Origin of the sequence: Streptomyces sp. NPDC013455, from assembly GCF_040632975.1 — a bacterium.
Classification (GTDB): Bacteria; Actinomycetota; Actinomycetes; order Streptomycetales; family Streptomycetaceae; genus Streptomyces.
Window position 1 is genome coordinate 194,145 of record NZ_JBEYCX010000003.1, and the last position, 16,215, is coordinate 210,359.

Genomic DNA, 16,215 nt, shown 5'->3' on the forward strand with positions numbered 1-16,215 from the left:
TCAAGGGACGTCCCGATCCGGCCACGCAGGCGTTTTCCTCTACTGGTCCGTTTCCCCCGAACTCCAGGAGTTCGCGATGGCCGACCTGGCCTTCGTCGTCACCACGCTCGCGGCCTTCGCGCTGGTGGCCTTCATCGCCAAGGGGGTGACGAAGCTGTGACCGCCGAGAACGTCGTCGGCCTGGTCGTGGCCGTCTCCCTGCTGGGCTATCTCGTCCTCGCCCTGATCTTCCCGGAGAGGTTCTGAGCAGCGACATGGGTCCCGTACTCGCCGGCGCGCTCCAGCTGCTCGCGCTGATCGCGGCGCTGGCGCTCGTCCACATCCCCCTCGGCAACCACATGGCCGGGGTCTACTCCTCGCAGCGGCACCTGAGGGTCGAGAGGTGGATCTACCAGGGCATCGGTGCGGACCCCGACACCGAGATGACCTGGACCGCGTACCTGCGCGCGGTCCTCGCCTTCTCGGCGGTCGGTGTCCTGTTCCTCTACGGCCTCCAGCGGCTCCAGGGCGTCCTGCCCGGCTCGCTCGGCTTCGCGTCGATCGACCCGGACCAGGCGTTCAACACGGCCGTCTCCTTCGTGACGAACACCAACTGGCAGTCGTACTCCGGCGAGCAGGCCATGGGCCACGTCGTGCAGACCGCCGGTCTGGCCGTGCAGAACTTCGTCTCCGCGGCCGTCGGCATGGCCGTCGCGGTGGCACTGGTGCGCGGTTTCGCGCGTTCCCGCTCCGGTGAGCTGGGCAACTTCTGGTCGGACCTGGTGCGCGGTGTCGTACGCGTCCTGGTGCCGCTGGCGTGCGTCGCGGCGGTCGTGCTGGTCGCCTGCGGCGTCATCCAGAACTTTTCCGGCATCCACGAGGTCGGCCGGTTCACGGGCGGCTCGCAGGAGTGGAACGGCGGCGCGGTGGCCTCGCAGGAGGCCATCAAGGAGCTGGGCACCAATGGCGGCGGCTACTTCAACGCCAACTCCGCGCACCCCTTCGAGAACCCCACCCCGTTCTCCAACCTGTTCGAGATCTTCCTGATCCTCGTCGTCCCGTTCTCCCTGACCCGCACCTTCGGCATCATGGTGGGCTCGGTCAGGCAGGGCTACGCGATCCTCGCCACGATGGGCACCATCTGGCTCGGCTTCGTCTCGCTGATGATGTGGACCGAGTTCTCCCACCACGGCCCGGCCTTCGAGCTGGCGAACGGGGCGATGGAGGGCAAGGAGGTCCGGTTCGGCATCGGCGGCTCGTCGATCTTCGCGACGTCGACCACGCTCACCTCCACCGGCGCGGTGGACTCCTTCCACTCCTCCTTCACCGGCCTCGGCGGCGGCATCACCCTGCTCGGCATGATGCTGGGCGAGATCGCGCCCGGCGGTGTGGGCTCCGGGCTCTACGGCATGCTGGTCATGGCGGTCATCGCGGTGTTCATCGCCGGCCTGATGGTCGGCCGTACGCCCGAGTACCTGGGCAAGAAGATCGGCACCCGCGAGATCAAGCTGGCGGCCCTGTACATCCTGGTGACCCCGGCGCTCGTGCTGGTCCTCACCGCGTTCGCGCTGGCCCTGCCGACCCCGGCGCACTCCACGACCAACAGCGGGGCGCACGGCTTCTCCGAGATCCTGTACGCCTACACCTCCGCCTCGAACAACAACGGTTCGGCCTTCGCCGGTCTGAACGCGGACACCCAGTGGTTCAACAGCACGCTGGGCCTGGCCATGCTGTTCGGCCGCTTCGTGCCGATGGTGTTCGTGCTGGCGCTCGCCGGCTCGCTGGCCCGGCAGACGCCGGTCCCGGCGACCGCGGGCACCTTGCGCACCGAGAAGCCGCTGTTCACCGGTCTGCTGGTGGGCGCGATCCTGATCATCACCGGTCTCACGTACTTCCCCGCCCTCGCCCTGGGCCCGCTCGCCGAGGGGCTGGCGTGACGACCACCCGTACACAGAAGCACGAGGACTCCATGTCCACTCCCACCCTGGCGCCCCACCAGGACGCGCCCACGGGTCACAAGGCCCCCGAGGGCCGTGTCGGTGCGGGTCTGTTCGACCCCGGGCAGCTGGTGAAGTCGCTGCCGGACGCGTTCCGCAAGCTCCACCCGCGGCGGATGATCACGTCACCCGTGATGTTCGTGGTCCTCGTGGGATCCGTCCTGACGACGGTCTTCTCCGTCAAGGACCCCGGCGACTGGTTCGGCTGGACGATCAGCGCCTGGCTGTGGCTCACCGTGATCTTCGCGAACCTCGCGGAGGCGGTCGCCGAGGGCCGCGGCAAGGCGCAGGCGGACACCTTGCGCAAGGCGAAGACGGACTCCGTGGCGCGCAAGGTCGACGGGACCGTGGTCCCGGGCACCGAGCTGAGGATCGGCGACCTGGTCGTCTGCGAGGCCGGTGACGTCATCCCCGGCGACGGTGACGTCGTCGAGGGCGTCGCGAGCGTGGACGAGTCGGCCATCACCGGTGAGTCGGCGCCGGTCATCCGGGAGTCCGGCGGTGACCGGTCCGCGGTCACCGGCGGTACGAGGGTCCTCTCCGACCGGATCGTCATCAAGATCACGACGAAGCCGGGGGAGACCTTCATCGACCGGATGATCAGCCTGGTCGAGGGCGCGGCCCGGCAGAAGACGCCCAACGAGATCGCGCTGAACATCCTGCTCGCCTCGCTGACCATCGCCTTCCTGCTGGCGGTGGCGACGCTGCCGCCGTTCGCGCACTACGCGGGCTCCGAGCTCGGCATGGTCGTGCTGGTCGCCCTGCTGGTCTGCCTGATCCCGACCACCATCGGCGCCCTGCTCTCCGCGATCGGCATCGCGGGCATGGACCGCCTGGTCCAGCGGAACGTGCTGGCGATGTCCGGCCGCGCGGTCGAGGCCGCCGGCGACGTCTCCACGCTGCTGCTCGACAAGACCGGCACCATCACGCTCGGCAACCGCAGGGCCGCCGAGTTCCTGCCGGTGCGCGGTGTGACCGAGGCCGAGGTCGCCGACGCCGCCCAGCTCTCCTCGCTGGCCGACGAGACGCCCGAAGGCCGCTCCGTCGTCGTACTGGCGAAGGAGAGGTACGGGTTGCGCGAGCGGCACCAGGGCGAGCTGGCGGGCGCGGAGTGGATCGGGTTCACCGCGCAGACGCGCATGTCCGGTGTGGACGTCGACGGCCGGAAGATCCGCAAGGGTGCGGCGGGCTCGGTCGTCGCCTGGGTGGCCGAGCAGGGCGGCGAAGTCGCCGAGGACGCCCGGGAGCTGGCCGACCGGATCGCCGAGGCGGGAGGTACGCCGCTGCTGGTGGCCGTCGAGGACTCCGACGGCGCCCGGGTCCTGGGCGTCGTCCACCTCAAGGACGTCGTCAAGGACGGCATGCGCGAGCGGTTCGGGGAACTGCGCCGCATGGGCATCAGGACGATCATGATCACGGGTGACAACCCGCTGACGGCGAAGGCGATCGCCGAGGAGGCGGGCGTCGACGACTTCCTCGCCGAGGCCACCCCCGAGGACAAGATGGCCCTCATCAAGCGGGAGCAGGCGGGCGGCAAGCTGGTCGCGATGACCGGCGACGGCACCAACGACGCCCCCGCGCTGGCCCAGGCGGACGTCGGCGTGGCGATGAACACCGGTACGTCGGCCGCCAAGGAGGCCGGCAACATGGTCGACCTCGACTCCGACCCGACCAAGCTGATCGAGATAGTCGAGATCGGCAAGCAGCTGCTGATCACGCGCGGCGCGCTGACCACGTTCTCCATCGCCAACGACGTCGCGAAGTACTTCGCGATCATCCCGGCGCTGTTCTCGGCGGTCCATCCCGGCCTGGACAGGCTCAACATCATGGGCCTGTCCTCGCCGGACTCCGCGATCCTCTCCGCGGTGGTCTTCAACGCGCTGATCATCATCGCGCTGGTGCCGCTGTCCCTGAAGGGCGTGCGGTACCGGCCGGTCAGCGCCGACAGGATGCTCCGGCGCAACCTCGGGATCTACGGCCTCGGCGGCCTGGTCGCGCCCTTCGCCGGCATCAAGCTCATCGACATGCTCATCTCCCTCCTCCCCGGAATCGGCTGATCGCCATGAACTCAGTGACCAACACCGCCCGGCTGCTCGGGGCGGCCCTGCGCGCCCTCCTGGTGCTGACCCTGGTGACGGGCGTCGGCTACCCGCTCGTCGTCACGGGCGCCGCCCAGGGGCTGTTCCCCGACCAGGCGAACGGTTCGGAGATCAGGTCGGAGGGCGAGGTCGCCGGGTCCTCCCTGATCGGCCAGGCGTACGACCTGCCGCTCGAGAAGGGCGAGCGGACCCCGGCCGCCGACCTGAGGTGGTTCCAGGGCCGTCCGCGCAACGGCCTCGGCACCAACAGCGTCAACACCCGGTACTCGATCCTCCTGTCCGGCGCGACCAACCGGGCCGGTGACGACGCACAGCTGATCCGGTGGGTGAAGGACGCCAAGGCCGCCGTCGTCAAGGACAACTCGGTGCCCGGCTACACGGTCGAGCCGTCCGAGGTGCCCGCCGACGCGGTCACGTCCTCCGGCTCCGGCCTCGACCCGGACATCTCCCCGCAGTACGCGCGGATCCAGGCCCACCGGGTCGCCGAGAAGAACGGCCTGCCCGTCGCGGAGGTCCGGGAACTGGTCGAGGCGCACACCGAGGGCCGCACCCTCGGCTTCATCGGCGAGCCCCGGGTGAACGTGCTCGAACTCAACATCGCCCTGAGGGAACTGATGGCGAAGGGCTGACGGCGTCACGGCCTTGCGGCGCGAGCCGGCGGCCGGCGGCGGCGCCCGGATCCGCCGGCTCCCGCCGCTGCGGCCCGCCACCGCGCGACGGCCCGCCGCCGTCCCGCTCCGCCTCGGTCCGCCCGGCATGGACGGCGTCGACGTCACCGAACCGTCCTCCGTCCCGAGACGTGACTCCCGGCGGGGTCCGCCCGTCCCTGTTGCGAGGAGGGGCGGGGGTGCCGACGATGGGGCGGGGGAAGTTCGGCCGGGGGTCGTCATCCGCCGCGGCCGGTTCGCCGGGCCGCACGACGGGGCACTCGCGTGCCCGAGACGTGGAGTGAGTGAGTGTGACCGATCTTCCGCCGCCGATCACCCCGTACCTCGAACCCGCCGCCCAGGAGCTGGTGGAGGCGACCGATCCGCACCCCCGGATCTACGAGGTCCCTCCCGAGCAGGGCCGTCGGATCCTGCTCGACCTGCAGAGCGACCCCGGGGTGCCCCGCCCGGACGTCGACGAGGAATGGGCCGACGTCGATGCCGGCGAGTGGGGTACGGTCCGCACCCGCGTCATCCGGCCCAAGGGAGCGACCGGGCCGCTGCCGGTGGTGTTCTACATCCACGGCGCCGGCTGGGTCTTCGGTGACGACAAGACCCACGACCGCCTCTTCCGCGAACTGGCCGTCGGTGCGAACGCGGCGGGTGTCTTCCCCGTCTACGACCGCGCGCCGGAGGCGAAGTACCCCACCCAGGTGGAGCAGAACCACGCCGTGGGCCAGTGGCTCGTGAAAGAGGGTGCGGAGCACGGTCTGGACGCCTCACGCGTCGCCGTGGCCGGCGATTCGGTCGGCGGCTGCATGTCGGCGGTCTTCGCACTGATGAACAAGGAGCGTGGCGGGCTCGACCTCAAGGCCCAGTGCCTGCTCTACCCGGTGACCAACGCCGACTTCGACACCCCCTCCTACCTCCAGTTCGCCGAGGGTTACTACCTCACCCGCGACGGCATGAAGTGGTTCTGGGACGCCTACACCACCGACCCCGCCCAGCGCGCCCAGGTGTACGCCTCCCCGCTCCAGGCGTCCCTGGAGGAGCTGCGGGGCCTGCCGCCCGCCCTGGTCGTCACCGACGAGGCCGACGTCCTGCGCGACGAGGGTGAGCAGTACGCGGGCAGGCTGCGCGAGGCGGGCGTGGACGTCACCTCGGTCAGGGTGGGCGGCATGGTCCACGACTTCCTCCTCCTGGACAGTCTGCGCGACACGCGCGCCGCGAACGTCGCCCGCAGGATCGCCGTCGACTTCCTGAGGACGGCACTGCACGGAAGCTGAGACGGTCGCGTACCCGCTCCCTCGCCGAGCGGAAAGTCCTCCCGAGCCGGGTCCGCCGGTGCCCCCAAGGGCGCGCGGCACCCGGCTTCGTCGTTGCTCCCCGGCATCGCCGCCCCATATGTCCCACGTCCGCGTGAGGGGCGGTTGTGGTTCCTGCCGGGCACATGGCCGATGATCGTGCCGTGGCGGCCGCTGGGCTGCCGCCGGTGAAGGATGGTCCTCGGGGCCGTGAGAGAAAGCGATGGGGGATGTCGAAGGACGCGGAAGGCCCGGCCGTACCGGAGGTCGTGGACAGTCCGGCTCTGCGGGCCCAGCCCAGCGGAGGATTCGCGCGGTGGCTGCTGCGCCACCAGGTGCAGCCGGTGGGGCCGGCCGCCGGAGAGGCCCACGCCGAGTCGCACTCCTGGTGGCAGGTGATGTGCCTGACCGGTGTCGACTACTTCTCCAGCCTGGCCTACGTCCCGGCGATCGCCGCGCTCGCCGCCGGGGCGGTCTCCCCGCTGGCGACCCTGCTGATCGTCGCGCTGACCCTGCTCGGAATGCTGCCGATGTACCGGCGGGTGGCGAGGGAGAGCCCGCACGGTGCGGGCTCGGTGGCGATGCTGGAGGACCTGCTGCCGTTCTGGTGGGGCAAGCTGTTCGTGCTCGTCCTGCTCGGCTTCGTCGCCACCTCGTGGATCATCACCATCACCCTCTCGACGGCCGACGCCTCCGTGCACGTGGTCGAGAACCCCTTCTTCCCCGAGGCCCTGCACGGCCACGAGGTGGCCCTCACCGTGGTCCTGCTGCTGATCCTCGGCGGGGTGTTCCTCCTCGGGTTCAGCGAGGCCGTCAAGGTGGCCATCCCCCTGGTGGCGGTGTTCCTTGTCCTCAACGCCGTCATCATCGCCGTCGGCCTGGCCCACGTGATCAGCACCCCGGAGGCCTTCTCCGCCTGGACCGACGCCCTTGGTGGCAGCGGCGGCTTCGGAGACCTGGCGGGGCCGGCGCTGCTGGCGTTCCCGCTGCTCGTCCTCGGCCTGTCGGGATTCGAGACCGGTGTGAGCATGATGCCGCTGGTCGCCGCCGACGGCGCCGACCCCGGGAAGCGGCTGGAGAACCGGATCCGCAACACCCGCAAGCTGCTGACCACCGCCGCCCTCATCATGAGCGTGTACCTGCTCGCCGCGAGCTTCGTCACCACCGTGCTCATCCCCGAGAAGGAGTTCGAACCGGGCGGGGCCGCCAACGGCCGGGCCCTCGCCTGGCTGGCCCACGAACACGTCGGCGAGGCGTTCGGCACGGTCTACGACATCAGCACCATCCTCATCCTGTGGTTCGCCGGCGCCTCCGCGATGGCCGGACTGGTCAACATCGTGCCCCGCTACCTGCCCGACTACGGCATGGCCCCCGAATGGGGACGGGCGGTCCGCCCCGTCGTGATCGTCTACACCGCCGTGTCCATCGGCATCACCATCGCCTTCGACGCCGACGTCGACAAGCAGGCCGGCGCCTACGCCACCGGCATCCTGGCGATGATGGTCTCCGGCGCCTTCGCCGTCACCGTCTCGGTGTTCCGCCACCGAAAGCGCCTGGCGGGCACCGGCTTCGCGGCACTGACCGCGGTCCTGTTCTACGCGCTGGTGGCCAACATCGTCGACAAGCCCGACGGCATCGCCATCTCCGGGGTGTTCATCGCCGGCATCATCGCCGTCTCGCTCATCTCCCGGGTGTCGCGCACCACCGAACTGCGCGCCGACCGCATCGTCTTCGACGAGGCCGCCCGCCGGTTCATCAGCGACACCCTCGTCTACGACCAGGCGATAAACGTCATCGCCAACCGCCGCCAGGCGGGGGACGCCGCCGAGTACTCCGCCAAGGAGCACGAACAGCGCCACACCAACCCCGTCCCCGGCCGGGCCGACGTCCTCTTCCTCGAGATCGACGTCGTCGACCCCTCCGACTTCAGCGACACCCTCACCGTCCGCGGCGTCGAAGTCGACGGGTACCGCATCCTGCGCGCCGACGCCCCGGCCGCCCCGAACGCCATCGCCGCGATCCTCCTGGCCATGCGCGATGCCACCGGCGTCCAGCCGCACTGCCACTTCGCCTGGGCCGAGGGCAGTCCGCTGGTCCACATGTTCCGCTACTTCCTCCTCGGCCGCGGCGACACCGCGCCCGTCACCCGGGAGATCATCCGCAAGCACGAGCCCGACCCCGACCGCCGCCCCGGCATCCACGTCGGCGGCTGACCCCACCGTCCACCGGACACCCCGGCGTATGGAAACCGTCAAGACGCTCCGCGCTGCCGTAAGAGACCCGTCAAGGAAGGCTCCGATCCGGGCACGGAGGCGTTTTCCTCTACTGGTCGAGTACCGGTCCGTTCCCCCCGGGGCCGGCTCCGGGAGCCGGCGACGGCCGATCCGGCCGGGGTACGGCGGCTCGTCGACGAGCACACCGAGGGCCGTACGCTCGGCTTCATCGGCGCGCCGCGGGTGAACGCCCCGGGGCCCGGCATCGCCCTGAAGGAACTCGTGGCGCACAGGTGATCGCGTCCCCTCGGGGCCGGCGTACGACAGGAGAGGCACACACCCATGACCCGGGTGCTGGTGGTGGAGGACAACCCGCAGCTCGTGCGGGCCCTCGTGATCAACTTGCAGGCACGTCACTACGGCGTGGACGCCGCCCCCGACGGGGCCACGGCCCTGCGGCTCGCCGCCGCACGCCAGCCCGACGTCGTCCTGCTCGACCTCGGTCTGCCCGACATGGACGGCGTCGACGTCATCAAGGCCCTGCGCGGCTGGAGCCGTATGCCGATCCTGGTCCTGTCGGCCCGGGAGTCGTCCGCCGAGAAGGTGTCCGCGCTGGACGCCGGCGCGGACGACTACATCACCAAGCCGTTCAGCATGGACGAGCTGCTGGCCCGGCTGCGGGCCGCCGTCCGCCGTACCGAGGACATCCCGCTCACCCCCGAGACCTCACTGGTCGAGACCGACGGCTTCACCATCGACCTGCTGGCCAAGAAGGTCGTCCGGGACGGGCGGGACGTGCGGCTCACCCCCACCGAGTGGCACCTGCTGGAGATCCTGGTCACCCGTCCCGGCCAGCTGATCAGCCAGAAGCAGCTGCTCCAGGAGGTCTGGGGCATCACCCAGCGCAACAAGAGCAACTACCTGCGCGTCTACATGGCCCAGCTGCGGCGCAAACTGGAGAAGGACCCCGCCCACCCCCGCTATCTGATCACCGAGCCCGGCATGGGCTACCGCTTCGAAGCCTGACCGGGGAAAGACATGGCACGCGGCAAGCTCCGGATCTACCTCGGCGCGGCTCCCGGCGTCGGCAAGACCTACGCGATGCTGTCGGAGGCGCACCGCCGCGTCGAGCGCGGCACCGACTGCGTCGTCGCCGTCGTCGAGCACCACGACCGGCCGCGCACCGAGGTGATGCTGCACGGCCTGGAACAGGTGCCCCGCCGGGAACTGCGGTACCGGGACGCGGCCTTCACCGAGATGGACGTGGACGCCGTCCTGCGGCGCGCCCCGGCCGTCGCCCTGGTCGACGAGCTGGCCCACACGAACGTGCCGGGCTCGCGCAACGCCAAGCGCTGGCAGGACGTGGAGACACTGCTCGCCGCGGGCATCGACGTGGTCTCGACGGTCAACATCCAGCACCTGGAGTCGCTCGGTGACGTGGTCGAGTCGATCACCGGGGTGCGGCAGCGCGAGACCGTCCCCGACGAGGTCGTACGCCGCGCCGACCAGATCGAGCTGGTCGACATGGAGCCGGAGGCGCTGCGCCGCCGTATGGCGCACGGGAACATCTACCAACCGGACAAGGTCGACGCGGCGCTGTCCCACTACTTCCGCCCGGGCAACCTCACCGCCCTGCGCGAGCTGGCGCTGCTGTGGGTGGCCGACCGGGTCGACGCGTACCTGAACGAGTACCGCAGCGAGCACCGGGTGTCGACGATATGGGGTTCGCGGGAGCGGATCGTGGTCGGGCTGACCGGCGGCCCGGAGGGGCGCACGCTCATCCGGCGCGCCGCCCGGCTCGCGGAGAAGGGCGCCGGCGGCGAGGTGCTGGCCGTGTACATATCCCGCAGCGACGGGCTGACGTCGGCCTCCCCGAAGGAACTCGCGGTCCAGCGCACCCTGGTCGAGGACCTCGGCGGGACCTTCCACCACGTCGTCGGCGACGACATACCGGCGGCCCTGCTCGACTTCGCCCGCGGGGTGAACGCCACACAGATCGTGCTGGGCGTCTCCCGCCGCAGGAGCTGGCAGTACGTCCTCGGACCCGGCGTCGGCGCCACGGTGGCTCGCGATTCCGGGCCCGACCTCGACGTCCACCTCATCACGCACGGCCAGGTGGGCAAGGGCCGCGGACTGCCGGTGGCGCGCGGGGCACGCCTCGGACGGTCCCGGGTCGCCGGGGGCTGGCTCGTGGGTGTGCTGGGCCCCGCCCTGTTCACCTGGCTGCTGACGAGCGTCGTCCCGGACGTCGGTCTGGCCAACGACATGCTGCTGTTCCTGACGCTGACGGTGGCGGCGGCCATGCTGGGCGGGCTCTTCCCGGCGCTGGCCTCAGCGGTGGTGGGATCGCTGCTGCTCAACTGGTTCTTCAGCGCTCCCGTCCACACACTGACCATCGCCGACCCGGAGAACATCGTCGCCATCGCGATCTTCGTCGGGGTCGGCGTGGCCGTCGCCTCGGTGGTGGACGTCGCGGCCCGCCGCACCCAGCAGGCGGCGCGGCTGCGGGCCGAGTCGGAGATCCTCTCCTTCCTGGCCGGCAACGTCCTGCGCGGCGAGACGAGCCTGGACGCCCTCCTGGAGCGGGTCCGTGAGACCTTCGGGATGGAGTCGGTGGCGCTGCTGGAGCGGGAGAGCGACGTGGCGCCCTGGACCTGTGCCGGCAGCGTCGGCCCGCGTCCCTGCGCGGCACCCGACGAGGCGGACGTCGACGTCCCGGTCGGTGACCACATGGCGCTGGCCCTGTCCGGCCGGGTCCTGCCGGCCGAGGACCGCCGGGTGCTGGCCGCCTTCGCCGCCCAGGCGGCGGTGGTCGTGGACCGCCGCCGCCTCCGGCAGGAGGCGGACCAGGCGAAGGAGCTCGCCGAGAGCAACCGCATCCGCACCGCCCTGCTCGCCGCCGTCAGCCACGACCTGCGCACCCCGCTCGCCGGGATCAAGGCGGCGGTCACCTCCCTGCGCTCCGACGACGTCGAGTGGTCCGAGGAGGACCGGGCGGAGCTGCTGGAGGCCATCGAGGACGGCGCCGACCGCCTCGACCACCTCGTCGGCAACCTCCTCGACATGTCCCGCCTCCAGACCGGCACGGTCACCCCGATCATCCGCGAGACCGACCTGGACGAGGTCATCCCGATGGCGCTGGGCGGCGTCCCCGAGGACAGCGTGGACCTGGACGTCCCCGAGACCCTGCCCATGGTGGACGTCGACCGTGGCCTGCTGGAACGGTCGGTCGCCAACGTCGTGGAGAACGCGGTGAAGTACAGCCCGCCGGGGGAGCGCGTCCTGGTCTCCGCGAGTGCCATGGCCGACCGGGTCGAGGTCCGGGTCGTGGACCGCGGCCCCGGCGTCCCGGACGAGGCCAAGAGCCGGATCTTCGAGCCGTTCCAGCGGTACGGCGACGCCCCCCGCGGTGCCGGCGTCGGCCTCGGTCTGGCGGTCGCACGCGGTTTCGCCGAGGCCATCGGCGGCACGCTCGACGCCGAGGACACCCCCGGCGGCGGCCTGACCATGGTGCTCGCCCTCCGGACGGCACCGCGGCGGAGCGACGAGCAGCCGGACCTGGCGGCGACGGCCACCTGAACGCTCGGGCTGCCGCGGGCCCGTCCGCGGTGCTCCTGCGGCGGCCCTGCCGCCACCGCCCCCGGCACGCCGGCATCCCGTCGATGCCGCCCCGGTCGCCGTCAGCGTTCCGTCAATGCCGCCCCGGTCGCCGTCAGCGTTCCGTCAGGAGGGGCCGCGACCGGGACGCCTACGGGCATAGCCTCGACGGCGAGCCCCGGCCCGCCTCCCCGCGTCCGGGGCACCACAGCTCTCCTGGCGGAGGTGCCCGGAGGACGAACGCCCGTACGGCGGGGACCCCGAGCCCCCGATCGGTCCGCGGCCGGACCGGCACTCACCCGTACAGCGAGCGGGCTCCCGGGCTGTCGCCCCGGAACCGCTGGCCCGCGGCGATCTCGTCGCCGACCACCGACCAGACGGTCTCCTCGTCCTGGAAGGGCAGGGGATCGACGCCGCTCGTCTCCTGACGGATCCGCTCGACCTCGCGATCCAGGCGGGCGAAGTCCGCTTCCTCGTCGCCGCCGAAGGTGAACTCCTCCAGCAGGCGCTGGAACCGGAGGGTGACGTGGAGGAGGGAGGAGACGTCGGTGTGGAGTTCCCGCACGGTCGTCTCGTCGGCGTCGAAGGCGTGCACCGCACCGGACACCGGGTCGAGGGCGAGGTGGGCGTTGAGCAGCCAGCCGATGACGGGCCACGCGCCCGCGTCCTCCGAAGCGTCCTCGAAGTCCTCGGTGTGGACGACGTCCCGGACGAGGGGCAGCGTGCCGGAGTCCTCGTCGGGCTCACGCAGCCAGAGCGTTCCGGTGGGGGCACCGACGGTCCGCAGGAGGCGGGCGCCCCCGGTGTCCGCGACGGAGGGCGGGAAGGCGGACGCGGGCAGGGTCGCGATCCGGTCCTCGCCGAAGACGCCGGCGATGTCGCCGCGGGTGACGTCGAAAAGCACGGCCGACACTCCGAACTCCACGGCGCGGCAAGCGCCGGGGGACTCTCGATGGGCGGCAGCGGTCACCACCACGGCGTCGCCGACGGAGGCGTCCGGCGGCTCCCGTCCGGCCGCCCCGCCCGCTCACCCGCCCTCTTGCGGAACTCATTGTCGTCCACGGCCGGGCCGGCGGTGTCCGGACGCCACCCCCGGTGCCACGTGACGCACGCCACACGCGGTATCCGTCAGGAATCGGGGCGCTGTTCCGCTCAAGTCACCGGAGCGAGCGAACCGAGAGGAGCACCACATGAAGCACCGCATCGTCGTCCTCGGCGCCGGCTACGCCGGGGCCTTCGCGGCCGGGAACCTGGCCCGCCGCCTGTCCCCGGCGGACACCGAGATCACCGTGGTCAACGCCGAGCCGGACTTCGTCCAGCGCCTACGGCTCCACCAGTTCGCGGCCGGCCAGGAGATCGAGTCCCCCGGGCTCGCCGACGTCTTCGCGGGCACGGGGATACGGCTGCGCCTGGCCCGGGTCACCGCCGTCGACCCCGAGCGCCGGGTCGTCGCCGTGGCCGACGCCGACGGCGGCGGCGGCGAACTCGGCTACGACACGCTCCTGTACGCGCTCGGCAGCCACGTCGCCGACCACGGCGTCCCCGGAGTGGCCGAGCACGCCTACGACGTCACCGGCCGGCCCGCGGCGCTGCGCCTGCGCGAGCGCCTGGACGGCCTGGGCCGGCGGGGTGGGGGCGGCAGGGTGGTGGTGGTCGGCGACGGGCTGACCGGGATCGAGACCGCCACCGAGATCGCCGAATCCCGGCCCGGCCTGTCGGTGGCGCTGATCGCGCGCGGCGAGCTGGGCGCCCGGCTCTCCGCCGGAGCCCGCGGCCACCTGCGCCGGGCCTGCGACCGGCTGGGCATCACCGTCCTGGAACACGGCACCGTCGCAGCCGTCGACGCGACGCGGGTGCTGTGCGCCGACGGCACCGCCCTGGCGTCCGACGCGACCGTGTGGACGGCCGGGTTCGCGGTCGCCCCCATCGCCGCCGCCGGCGGGCTGGAGGTCACCGAGGACGGCCGGATCGTCGTCGACCGCACCATGCGGTCGGTCTCCCACACCGACGTCTACGCCGCCGGTGACAGCGCCCACGCCATCGGCGACAACGGCCGGCCGCTGCCGATGTCCTGCGCCACGGCGGGCTCCACCGGCCGGCAGGCCGCGGACGCGATCGTCGGACACCTCACCGGCCGGGGAGCCGCGCACATCAAGCAGGTCTACCTGGGCAACCACATCAGCCTCGGGCGGCGGGACGGCATCCTGCAGGCGGTCGACGACGCGGCGCGGGCGAAGCCGGCGTACCTGGGCGGGCGGAAGGCCGCGCGGGTCAAGGCGGGCATCCTCGCGATGTCGTTGTGGGCCGTCTCCCACCCGACCTTCGGCCTGCCCGGCCGTCGGCGCCGGACGGCCGCCGCGCCGGCTGCGCCGGCCGAGAGGGCGGTCGCGTAGCCGCAGGGGGCACCGGGGGCACCGGGGGCACCGGGGCGACGAAGGTGGACAGCGCCGCGACCGATCGCTTCGGCAGCAGCCGGTTCGCGGCCGGCCGGGGTGAGCCGCGCGGGCCCTGCGACGGCCGTCCGGGCGGTACGGATCCGCCGGCGCGGTCCGTCCGGGGCGCGCGCAGGCGGCCCGCGGGGTCGGCATGGTGCCATGGTGGTGGGGTAGGAGGGCGGCGGACGGAGGCAGGGGTATGGACTGGCGTCATCTCGCCGAGCAGCTCGCGGACATGGCGCGCGGCCTGCTCGCGCAGGACACGCTGCCCGGCACCCTGGAGCGGATCACCGCCTCCGCCACCGCGATCGTTCCCGGCTGTGACGCCGCCGGCATCCTCATCGTGGATCCGAAGGGCGTCCGGAGCCTGGCCCCGACCAGCGAGTTCGTGGTCGACAGCGACCTGCTCCAGGGCCGGCTGCGCGAGGGCCCCTGCTACGACGCGGCGCGCAGCCAGAAGGGCGAGCGGGTCTTCAGGATCGCCGACTTCCGGGACGAGCATCCGCGGTGGCCCGCCTATGTGGCCGAGGCCCGCCGGCTCGGCCTCGGCAGCATGATGGGTTTCCTGCTCTTCACCGAGGACGAGGACCTCGGCGCGCTGAACCTCTACTCCCGCAGCCCCGGCGCGTTCACCGAGGCCGGCGAGACGGCCGGCTGGCTGCTGGCCTCGCACGCGTCCGTCGCCTTCGCCAGTGCCCGTACGCACGCCCAGCTGGAGCAGGCCGTCGCCACCCGGCACGTCATCGGCGAGGCCATGGGCATCCTCATGGGCAGCCACAACCTCACCGAGGACCAGGCCTTCGACGTGCTGCGGCGCTACTCCCAGGAACACAACGTCAAGCTCCGCGAGGTGGCCCGCCGCGTCTGCGAACGCGGCGGGATGACCTGACGCCGGCAGGCACCCGCCGCAGGCCCGGGTCCCCGCGCACGCGGGCCCCGCGGCTCAGGGCTGTCGCGTACCGGTCCCGAACGCCGCCAGGATGCGTTCCGCCGCCAGAGTCGCCGTCAAGCGGCCCTCCCTGACCTGCTCTTCCAGCTCCGGTGCGGTCGCGCGTACCGCCGGGTCGGCGTGCAGCCGGCCGAGGAGTTCGTCGCGGACCATCGCCCAGGTCCAGCCGACCTGCTGGTCCCGGCGCTTGGCGGCCAGCCTGCCGGTGGAGTCCAGCAGGGTGCGGTGCTGCTCCAGGCGTTCCCACACCGTGTCCAGACCGGTGGACTCCCGGGCGCTGCAGTGCAGCACCGGCGGCGTCCAGAACGCGTCCTTGCCGTGCATCAGCCGCAGCGCGCCGGACAACTCCCGTGCCGCGGCCCGCGCGTCCCGCTCGTGCGGACCGTCCGCCTTGTTGACCGCGATCACGTCGGCCAGCTCCAGGACGCCCTTCTTGATGCCCTGGAGCTGGTCACCGGTGCGGGCCAGGGTCAGCAGCAGGAAGGAGTCGACCATCTCCGCGACCGTCGTCTCCGACTGGCCCACCCCGACGGTCTCCACGAGGACCACGTCGTAGCCGGCCGCCTCCATGACCACCATCGACTCCCGGGTGGCCTTGGCGACCCCACCCAGCGTGCCCGCGCTGGGGGAGGGCCTGACGAAGGCCGCCGGGTCGACCGCCAGCCGCTCCATCCGCGTCTTGTCACCCAGGATGGAGCCGCCCGTGCGGGTGGAGGAGGGATCGACGGCGAGCACGGCCACCCGGTGGCCCAGCGAGGTCAGCATCGTGCCGAACGCGTCGATGAAGGTCGACTTGCCGACACCCGGCACTCCGCTGATGCCGATCCGCCGCGCCCGGCCGCTGTGCGGCAGCAGCTCGGTGAGCAGCTGCTGCGCCAGCGCCCGGTGCTGTGGCCGGGTGGACTCGACGAGCGTGATGGCGCGGGCCACCAGGGCCCGCTTGCCGTCGAGCACACCCTTCACATACGTGTCGAGATCGATCGCTGCCATCGCCG

The 16,215-nt window shown here is 72.0% G+C and carries 12 protein-coding genes and 1 pseudogene; 11 read left to right on the forward strand and 2 right to left on the reverse strand.

Annotated elements, in window-relative coordinates:
• Positions 1 to 156 precede the first annotated feature (156 nt).
• From kdpF to ABZ576_RS07480, 9 genes and pseudogenes are all read left to right on the forward strand, one after another.
• A complete protein-coding gene (gene kdpF, locus ABZ576_RS07440) occupies positions 157 to 246 on the forward strand; it encodes a K(+)-transporting ATPase subunit F (RefSeq protein ID WP_037672136.1) in 90 nt (29 codons plus the stop codon).
• Positions 247 to 254: 8 nt separating this feature from the next.
• On the forward strand, positions 255 to 1,916 hold the full coding sequence (gene kdpA, locus ABZ576_RS07445) for a potassium-transporting ATPase subunit KdpA (protein WP_360737030.1): 1,662 nt from the start codon (positions 255 to 257) through the stop codon (positions 1,914 to 1,916).
• 32 nt (positions 1,917 to 1,948) lie between these two features.
• The gene (kdpB, locus tag ABZ576_RS07450; protein WP_360737621.1) at positions 1,949 to 4,033 is read left to right on the forward strand and encodes a potassium-transporting ATPase subunit KdpB; all 2,085 of its coding nucleotides are present in this window, start codon (positions 1,949 to 1,951) and stop codon (positions 4,031 to 4,033) included.
• 5 nt (positions 4,034 to 4,038) lie between these two features.
• A complete protein-coding gene (locus ABZ576_RS07455; RefSeq protein WP_360737032.1) occupies positions 4,039 to 4,704 on the forward strand; it encodes a potassium-transporting ATPase subunit C in 666 nt (221 codons plus the stop codon).
• Between the two features lie 329 nt (positions 4,705 to 5,033).
• Positions 5,034 to 6,008 carry an alpha/beta hydrolase gene (locus ABZ576_RS07460; RefSeq protein ID WP_360737034.1) on the forward strand — a complete coding sequence of 325 codons (975 nt, stop codon included), beginning with the start codon at positions 5,034 to 5,036 and terminating at the stop codon, positions 6,006 to 6,008.
• 248 nt (positions 6,009 to 6,256) lie between these two features.
• Positions 6,257 to 8,239 carry an amino acid transporter gene (locus ABZ576_RS07465; RefSeq protein ID WP_360737037.1) on the forward strand — a complete coding sequence of 661 codons (1,983 nt, stop codon included), beginning with the start codon at positions 6,257 to 6,259 and terminating at the stop codon, positions 8,237 to 8,239.
• Positions 8,240 to 8,413: 174 nt separating this feature from the next.
• Positions 8,414 to 8,536: pseudogene (locus tag ABZ576_RS07470) on the forward strand (potassium-transporting ATPase subunit C); the annotation flags it as partial.
• 45 nt (positions 8,537 to 8,581) lie between these two features.
• Positions 8,582 to 9,265 (forward strand): response regulator transcription factor, encoded by a 684-nt coding sequence (locus ABZ576_RS07475; protein WP_360737039.1) that lies wholly within the window; start codon positions 8,582 to 8,584, stop codon positions 9,263 to 9,265.
• A 12-nt stretch (positions 9,266 to 9,277) separates the two neighbouring features.
• The gene (locus ABZ576_RS07480; RefSeq protein WP_360737041.1) at positions 9,278 to 11,818 is read left to right on the forward strand and encodes a sensor histidine kinase KdpD; all 2,541 of its coding nucleotides are present in this window, start codon (positions 9,278 to 9,280) and stop codon (positions 11,816 to 11,818) included.
• 313 nt (positions 11,819 to 12,131) lie between these two features.
• Here ABZ576_RS07480 and ABZ576_RS07485 read toward each other — a convergent pair whose 3' ends face one another.
• Entirely contained in the window at positions 12,132 to 12,740 is a 609-nt protein-coding gene (locus ABZ576_RS07485; RefSeq protein WP_360737623.1) for an SUKH-4 family immunity protein, read from the reverse strand.
• Between the two features lie 286 nt (positions 12,741 to 13,026).
• Between ABZ576_RS07485 and ABZ576_RS07490 the strand changes: the two genes are divergently transcribed.
• Both ABZ576_RS07490 and ABZ576_RS07495 read left to right on the forward strand, forming a co-directional pair.
• Positions 13,027 to 14,229 carry an FAD-dependent oxidoreductase gene (locus tag ABZ576_RS07490; RefSeq protein ID WP_360737044.1) on the forward strand — a complete coding sequence of 401 codons (1,203 nt, stop codon included), beginning with the start codon at positions 13,027 to 13,029 and terminating at the stop codon, positions 14,227 to 14,229.
• A gap of 241 nt (positions 14,230 to 14,470) precedes the next feature.
• Positions 14,471 to 15,160 carry a GAF and ANTAR domain-containing protein gene (locus ABZ576_RS07495; RefSeq protein WP_360737047.1) on the forward strand — a complete coding sequence of 230 codons (690 nt, stop codon included), beginning with the start codon at positions 14,471 to 14,473 and terminating at the stop codon, positions 15,158 to 15,160.
• Positions 15,161 to 15,214: 54 nt separating this feature from the next.
• On the opposite strand, the gene meaB is transcribed toward ABZ576_RS07495, so the two are convergent.
• Positions 15,215 to 16,210, reverse strand: coding sequence for a methylmalonyl Co-A mutase-associated GTPase MeaB (gene meaB / locus ABZ576_RS07500; protein ID WP_360737049.1), 996 nt, complete (start codon positions 16,208 to 16,210; stop codon positions 15,215 to 15,217).
• Positions 16,211 to 16,215: the final 5 nt, after the last annotated feature.